This window comes from Klebsiella sp. MS 92-3, from assembly GCF_000195655.1.
Classification (GTDB): Bacteria; Pseudomonadota; Gammaproteobacteria; order Enterobacterales; family Enterobacteriaceae; genus Klebsiella; species Klebsiella pneumoniae.
Genome location: NZ_GL882849.1, coordinates 203 through 6,686 on the forward strand (window position 1 = coordinate 203; position 6,484 = coordinate 6,686).

Genomic DNA, 6,484 nt, shown 5'->3' on the forward strand with positions numbered 1-6,484 from the left:
CCCCCCCCCCCCCCCCCCCCCCCCCAGAGGAGGGGGTGCCAACACCAAAACGGTAACCCCTGGGTTACCGTTTTGCTTTTATCTCGCCACCCGGCTTTTTGTATCTGCTATTCCTGAACCATGTAATACGGTTGTAAATTATTCCAGAGAAAATGTGATGTGAGTCATATAGCTGGTTTATTGCGCTGGACAAACATTCCTTTTATTCCTCATTTCGCTTATTCTAGCTGAAGCGTTTCAGTCGTTTAAATGTTCGACAATTAATCAATCAGTCGCAGTTTGCAGCTGGTAAGGTTCCCCTCAGAGCGTTGCTGGATTACTCTGTCAGCCACCTCATAACAGGGACAGCCTTGCAGGAGATCTATGACCATTCGCATCGCGATTAATGGCTTCGGTCGCATTGGACGCAACGTGGTTCGTGCTCTATATGAATCCGGGCGTCGTGCGGAAATCACCGTGGTGGCAATCAATGAGCTGGCGGATGCCGCGGGCATCGCGCATTTATTGAAATATGACACCAGCCATGGCCGTTTCGCCTGGGATGTCCGTCAGGAGCGCGAGCAGCTGTTTGTTGGCGACGATGCCATCCGTCTGCTGCATGAGCCGACCATTGCGGCGCTGCCCTGGCGCGAACTGGCGGTGGACGTCGTGCTTGACTGTACCGGGGTATACGGGAGTCGTGAACACGGTGAAGCCCATCTTCAGGCGGGGGCGAAAAAAGTGCTCTTTTCCCACCCCGGCGGCAACGACCTCGACGCGACGGTGGTGTACGGCGTAAATCAGGATGAACTTCGCGCCGGGCATCGCATTGTCTCCAACGCCTCCTGCACCACCAACTGCATTATTCCGATCATTAAACTGCTCGATGACGCCTATGGCATTGAGTCCGGCACCGTCACCACCATTCACTCGGCGATGCATGACCAGCAGGTGATTGACGCTTATCATCCGGATTTGCGGCGTACCCGCGCGGCCAGCCAGTCGATCATTCCGGTGGATACCAAACTGGCGGCAGGGATCACCCGTATTTTTCCGCAATTTAACGACCGTTTTGAAGCGATTGCCGTGCGGGTGCCGACGATTAACGTGACGGCAATTGACCTGAGCGTGACGGTGAAAAAACCGGTAAAAGCATGTGAAGTCAACCAGTTGCTGCAAAAAGCAGCACAAGGTGCATTTCATGGTATAGTTGACTATACGGAATTACCGTTGGTCTCGACAGATTTTAACCACGATCCGCACAGCGCCATCGTCGATGGTACGCAAACCCGGGTCAGTGGCGCGCATCTGATCAAAACGCTGGTCTGGTGCGATAACGAATGGGGCTTTGCTAACCGAATGCTCGACACGACGTTAGCGATGGCGGCTATTGGTTTCAGGTTCGACGCGTAAACGTCGACAAAACTTTATGAATCAACGAGAGGATTCACCATGTCTGTAATTAAGATGACCGATCTGGATCTGGCTGGTAAACGCGTTTTTATCCGTGCGGATCTGAACGTACCAGTTAAAGACGGGAAAGTAACCAGCGACGCACGTATCCGTGCATCTCTGCCGACCATTGAACTGGCGCTGAAGCAGGGCGCGAAAGTCATGGTTACTTCTCACCTGGGTCGTCCGACCGAAGGCGAGTACAACGAAGAATTCTCTCTGCTGCCGGTTGTTAATTACCTGAAAGACAAACTGTCCAACCCGGTACGCCTGGTTAAAGACTACCTGGACGGCGTGGAAGTAGCTGCCGGTGAACTGGTGGTGCTGGAAAACGTTCGCTTCAACAAAGGCGAGAAAAAAGACGACGAAGAACTGTCTAAGAAATACGCTGCGCTGTGCGACGTGTTCGTGATGGACGCTTTCGGTACTGCGCACCGCGCGCAGGCTTCCACCCACGGTATCGGCAAATTTGCTGACGTGGCGTGCGCAGGCCCGCTGCTGGCCGCTGAACTGGACGCGCTGGGTAAAGCGCTGAAAGAGCCAGCTCGTCCGATGGTCGCTATCGTTGGTGGTTCTAAAGTGTCCACCAAACTGACCGTTCTGGATTCCCTGTCTAAAATCGCTGACCAGCTGATCGTGGGCGGCGGTATCGCTAACACCTTCGTTGCCGCTCAGGGCCACAACGTCGGTAAATCCCTGTACGAAGCAGATCTGGTTGATGAAGCCAAGCGCCTGCTGGGCACCTGCGATATCCCGGTTCCGACCGACGTTCGCGTAGCGACCGAGTTCTCCGAAACCGCAACGGCAACCCTGAAATCTGTTAACGACATCAAAGATGACGAGCAGATTCTGGACCTTGGCGACGTTTCCGCACAGAAACTGGCTGAAATCCTGAAGAACGCCAAAACCATCCTGTGGAACGGCCCGGTTGGCGTATTCGAATTCCCTAACTTCCGTAAAGGGACTGAAATCGTGGCTAACGCTATCGCGGACAGCGAAGGTTTCTCCATCGCCGGCGGCGGTGACACCCTGGCAGCGATCGACCTGTTCGGCATCGCTGACAAAATTTCCTACATCTCCACTGGCGGCGGCGCATTCCTTGAATTCGTCGAAGGCAAAGTCCTGCCGGCAGTAGCGATGCTCGAAGAGCGCGCTAAGCAGTAATTCAGTTCAGGCGGGGAAACCCGCCTGTTTTTCAGCGCGCTTAAGGGCTCGCGAACCTTCTTCAACGGTCGAAGATACAGATACAGGACTAAGTAACATGTCTAAAATTTTTGATTTCGTAAAACCGGGCGTCATCACTGGCGACGACGTTCAGAAAGTGTTCCAGGTAGCGAAAGAAAACAACTTTGCACTGCCGGCGGTAAACTGCGTAGGTACTGATTCCATCAACGCCGTTCTGGAAGCTGCAGCGAAAGTTCGCTCTCCGGTTATCGTTCAGTTCTCTAACGGCGGCGCAGCGTTCATCGCAGGTAAAGGCGTGAAAACTGACGTTCCTCAGGGTGCTGCTATCCTCGGCGCTATCTCTGGCGCCCACCACGTGCACCAGATGGCTGAACACTACGGCGTGCCGGTTATCCTGCACACTGACCACTGCGCGAAGAAACTGCTGCCGTGGATCGACGGCCTGCTGGACGCCGGTGAAAAACACTTCGCCGCTACTGGCAAACCGCTGTTCTCTTCCCACATGATCGACCTGTCTGAAGAGTCCCTGCACGAAAACATCGAGATCTGCTCTAAGTACCTGGCGCGCATGGCCAAAATGGGCATGACCCTGGAAATCGAACTGGGCTGCACTGGCGGTGAAGAAGACGGCGTGGATAACAGCCACATGGACGCTTCCGCCCTGTACACCCAGCCGGAAGACGTGGATTACGCCTACACCGAGCTGAGCAAAATCAGCCCGCGCTTCACCATCGCCGCTTCCTTCGGTAACGTACACGGCGTGTACAAACCAGGTAACGTAGTTCTGACCCCGACCATCCTGCGCGACTCTCAGGAATATGTTTCCAAGAAACACAACCTGCCGCACAACAGCCTGAACTTCGTGTTCCACGGCGGTTCCGGTTCTTCCGCTCAGGAAATTAAAGACTCCGTCAGCTACGGCGTGGTGAAAATGAACATTGATACCGACACCCAATGGGCAACCTGGGACGGTATCCTGCAGTATTACAAAGCGAACGAAGCTTACCTGCAGGGCCAGCTGGGCAACCCGAAAGGCGAAGACCAGCCGAACAAGAAATACTACGACCCGCGCGTATGGCTGCGTGCTGCCCAGACTTCCATGGTGACTCGTCTGGAGCAGGCATTTAAAGAGCTGAACGCGATCGACGTTCTGTAAGAAAAATCTGTTTCTTACCCGGAAGCCCGCAGCAATGCGGGCTTTTTTATTATCTTAACAACAGGATAGCGTCGCAGAAAACTGTGATCCATTTGGCAAAACGTGCACTTATTGTTTACCCTATAACCTGACTGCCCTGTCGCAGGCTGAGTTATTTACTTCCCCCCAGGGGATTCATAAGGAATGTTAAATGGAAGATTTGAACGTTGTCGATAGCATCAACCACGCCGGGACGTGGCTGGCACGCAACCAGGAGCTGCTGCTGAGCTATGCCGTCAACATCGTCGCGGCTATCGCTATCCTGATCGTCGGGATGATCGTGGCGCGCGTCGTCTCTAATACCGTCAACCGCCTGATGCTGGCGCGTAAAATTGACGCTACCGTGGCCGATTTTCTCTCTGCGCTGGTGCGCTATGCGGTTATCGCCTTTACGCTGATTGCCGCCCTGGGGCGGGTAGGCGTGCAGACCGCCTCGGTGATTGCGGTGCTGGGTGCTGCCGGTTTGGCGGTGGGTTTAGCGCTGCAGGGATCGCTGTCGAACCTTGCCGCAGGCGTACTGCTGGTGATGTTCCGCCCGTTCCGCGCTGGCGAGTATGTCGACCTTGGCGGCGTGGCAGGTACGGTGTTGAACGTGCAGATTTTCTCCACCACCCTGCGTACCGCGGACGGTAAAGTAGTGGTGGTCCCGAACGGGAAAATCATCGCCGGCAATATCATTAACTTCTCCAGGGAGCCTGCGCGTCGCAATGAGTTTATTATCGGCGTCGCTTACGATGCTGATATCGACAAGGTAAAGCAGCTACTGACCTCGATTATCGAATCTGACGATCGAATTCTGCGCGATCGGGAAATGACCGTTCGTCTGAACGAACTCGGCGCCTCGTCGGTGAACTTCGTGGTGCGCGTGTGGAGCAAAAGCAGCGATCTGCAAAACGTCTACTGGGATATCCTCGAGCGTATCAAGCGTGAATTTGACGCCAACGGCATCAGCTTCCCTTACCCGCAGATGGATGTTCATGTGGTGCGCCTGCCGGAAAAAGCAGAGTAAACCGCCTCTCAATAACTTAGGCCGGCCATGCCGGCCTTTTTCAATAGCTCATCATTAGTTGTTCTAATTAATGATTAATTCTTTCAATTTCCGCTAATAATTCATTCGCGCTATAGTCAGCGCCACTCTCGAACTCAGCGGATAAATCCTTATGTTTACTTATTACTTTCAGGGGCTTGCCCTGGGAGCGGCTATGATATTGCCGCTTGGCCCACAAAATGCCTTTGTGATGAATCAGGGGATCCGTCGTCAGTATCATCTGATGATTGCCCTGCTATGCGCGGTCAGCGACTTGCTGTTAATCTGCGCTGGCATTTTCGGCGGTAGCGCACTGCTGATGCAGTCCCCGTGGCTGCTGGCGCTAGTGACCTGGGGCGGCGTGGCCTTTTTGCTGTGGTATGGCTTCGGCGCATTGAAAACGGCGTTCAGTCAGAGTCTTGAACTCGCCAATGCAGAGGTAATGCAGCAGGGGCGCTGGAAAATCATTATCACCATGCTGGCGGTGACCTGGCTTAATCCGCACGTTTATCTGGACACCTTTGTGGTGTTAGGCAGCCTGGGAGGTCAGCTGGCGGTGGAGCCGAAGCGCTGGTTTGCGCTAGGGACCATTAGCGCCTCTTTCCTGTGGTTCTTTGGCCTGGCGCTGTTAGCCGCCTGGCTGGCGCCGCGACTGCGTACCGCCAGAGCCCAGCGGATCATCAATATTGTGGTCGGCGCCGTCATGTGGTTTATTGCGTTTCAGCTGGCAAGAGAAGGCGTCAGCCATATCCAGGCGTTGCTTAACTAAGCGTTGTCCGATGGACTTTCCTGCTGTACGCGCTAAGCTTGCTGGCATGCGTCCCGTAAGGGCGATTTAAGTAACATGGAGAAACGACAGTGAAGTTAAAAGTCTTAGCCCTGGCGGCAACACTCGGATTGACCACGATGGCGGCACAGGCCAGCGAATTGCCGGATGGCCCGCACATTGTGACTTCAGGCACAGCAAGCGTTGCCGCGGTTCCGGACATCGCCACCCTGGCGATCGAAGTGAACGTGTCGGCAAAAGACGCCGCGTCGGCAAAAAAACAGGCTGACGATCGCGTTGCGCAATATCTCTCTTTCCTCGAAAAGAGCGGTATTGCTAAAAAGGACATCAACTCGGCGAATCTGCGTACCCAACCAGATTACGACTATCAGAACGGGAAAAGCATTCTCAAAGGCTATCGCGCGGTGCGCACAGTGGAAGTGACCTTGCGCCAGCTGGATAAACTCAACGGTCTGCTGGATGGCGCCCTGAAAGCGGGTCTCAACGAAATTCGCTCCGTCTCGCTGGGCGTTGCGCAACCGGACGCCTACAAAGATAAGGCGCGTAAAGCGGCGATCGACGACGCCGTGCATCAGGCGCAGGAGCTGGCCGCAGGCTTCCACAGCAAGCTGGGTCCGGTGTACAGCGTGCGCTACCATGTCTCCAACTATCAGCCGAGCCCGATGGTTCGCATGATGAAGGCCGCTGACGCTGCGCCGGTTTCTGCCCAGGAAACCTACGAGCAGGCGACTATCCAGTTTGACGACCAGGTCGATGTAGTCTTTGAGCTGCAGCCGGCGCAAGCCGCTGCTCCAGCCACCCCGGCGAAACCGGCGGAAACGCCGAAACCGGCCCAGTAAGCGATAGAAACAAAAAAAAC

6 protein-coding genes are annotated in these 6,484 nt (G+C 54.8%); all 6 read left to right on the forward strand.

From position 1 onward, the window contains the following. Window positions 1-363: 363 nt before the first annotated feature. The 6 genes from epd to HMPREF9538_RS05695 all read left to right on the forward strand — a co-directional run bounded on the left by epd (window position 364) and on the right by HMPREF9538_RS05695 (window position 6,464). Entirely contained in the window at window positions 364-1,392 is a 1,029-nt protein-coding gene (gene epd, locus HMPREF9538_RS05720; RefSeq protein ID WP_002916512.1) for an erythrose-4-phosphate dehydrogenase, read from the forward strand. A 39-nt stretch (window positions 1,393-1,431) separates the two neighbouring features. Then, window positions 1,432-2,595: a phosphoglycerate kinase gene (gene pgk, locus HMPREF9538_RS05715; protein WP_002916508.1), complete on the forward strand. Its 1,164-nt coding sequence runs from the start codon at window positions 1,432-1,434 to the stop codon at window positions 2,593-2,595. Window positions 2,596-2,692: 97 nt separating this feature from the next. Next, on the forward strand, window positions 2,693-3,772 hold the full coding sequence (fbaA, locus tag HMPREF9538_RS05710) for a class II fructose-bisphosphate aldolase (protein ID WP_004144748.1): 1,080 nt from the start codon (window positions 2,693-2,695) through the stop codon (window positions 3,770-3,772). A 190-nt stretch (window positions 3,773-3,962) separates the two neighbouring features. Then, on the forward strand, window positions 3,963-4,820 hold the full coding sequence (locus tag HMPREF9538_RS05705; protein WP_002916504.1) for a small-conductance mechanosensitive channel MscS: 858 nt from the start codon (window positions 3,963-3,965) through the stop codon (window positions 4,818-4,820). Window positions 4,821-4,971: 151 nt separating this feature from the next. Next, window positions 4,972-5,607 (forward strand): arginine exporter ArgO, encoded by a 636-nt coding sequence (gene argO, locus HMPREF9538_RS05700; protein WP_004144747.1) that lies wholly within the window; start codon window positions 4,972-4,974, stop codon window positions 5,605-5,607. An 89-nt stretch (window positions 5,608-5,696) separates the two neighbouring features. Continuing rightward, the gene (locus tag HMPREF9538_RS05695; RefSeq protein ID WP_002916499.1) at window positions 5,697-6,464 is read left to right on the forward strand and encodes an oxidative stress defense protein; all 768 of its coding nucleotides are present in this window, start codon (window positions 5,697-5,699) and stop codon (window positions 6,462-6,464) included. Window positions 6,465-6,484: the final 20 nt, after the last annotated feature.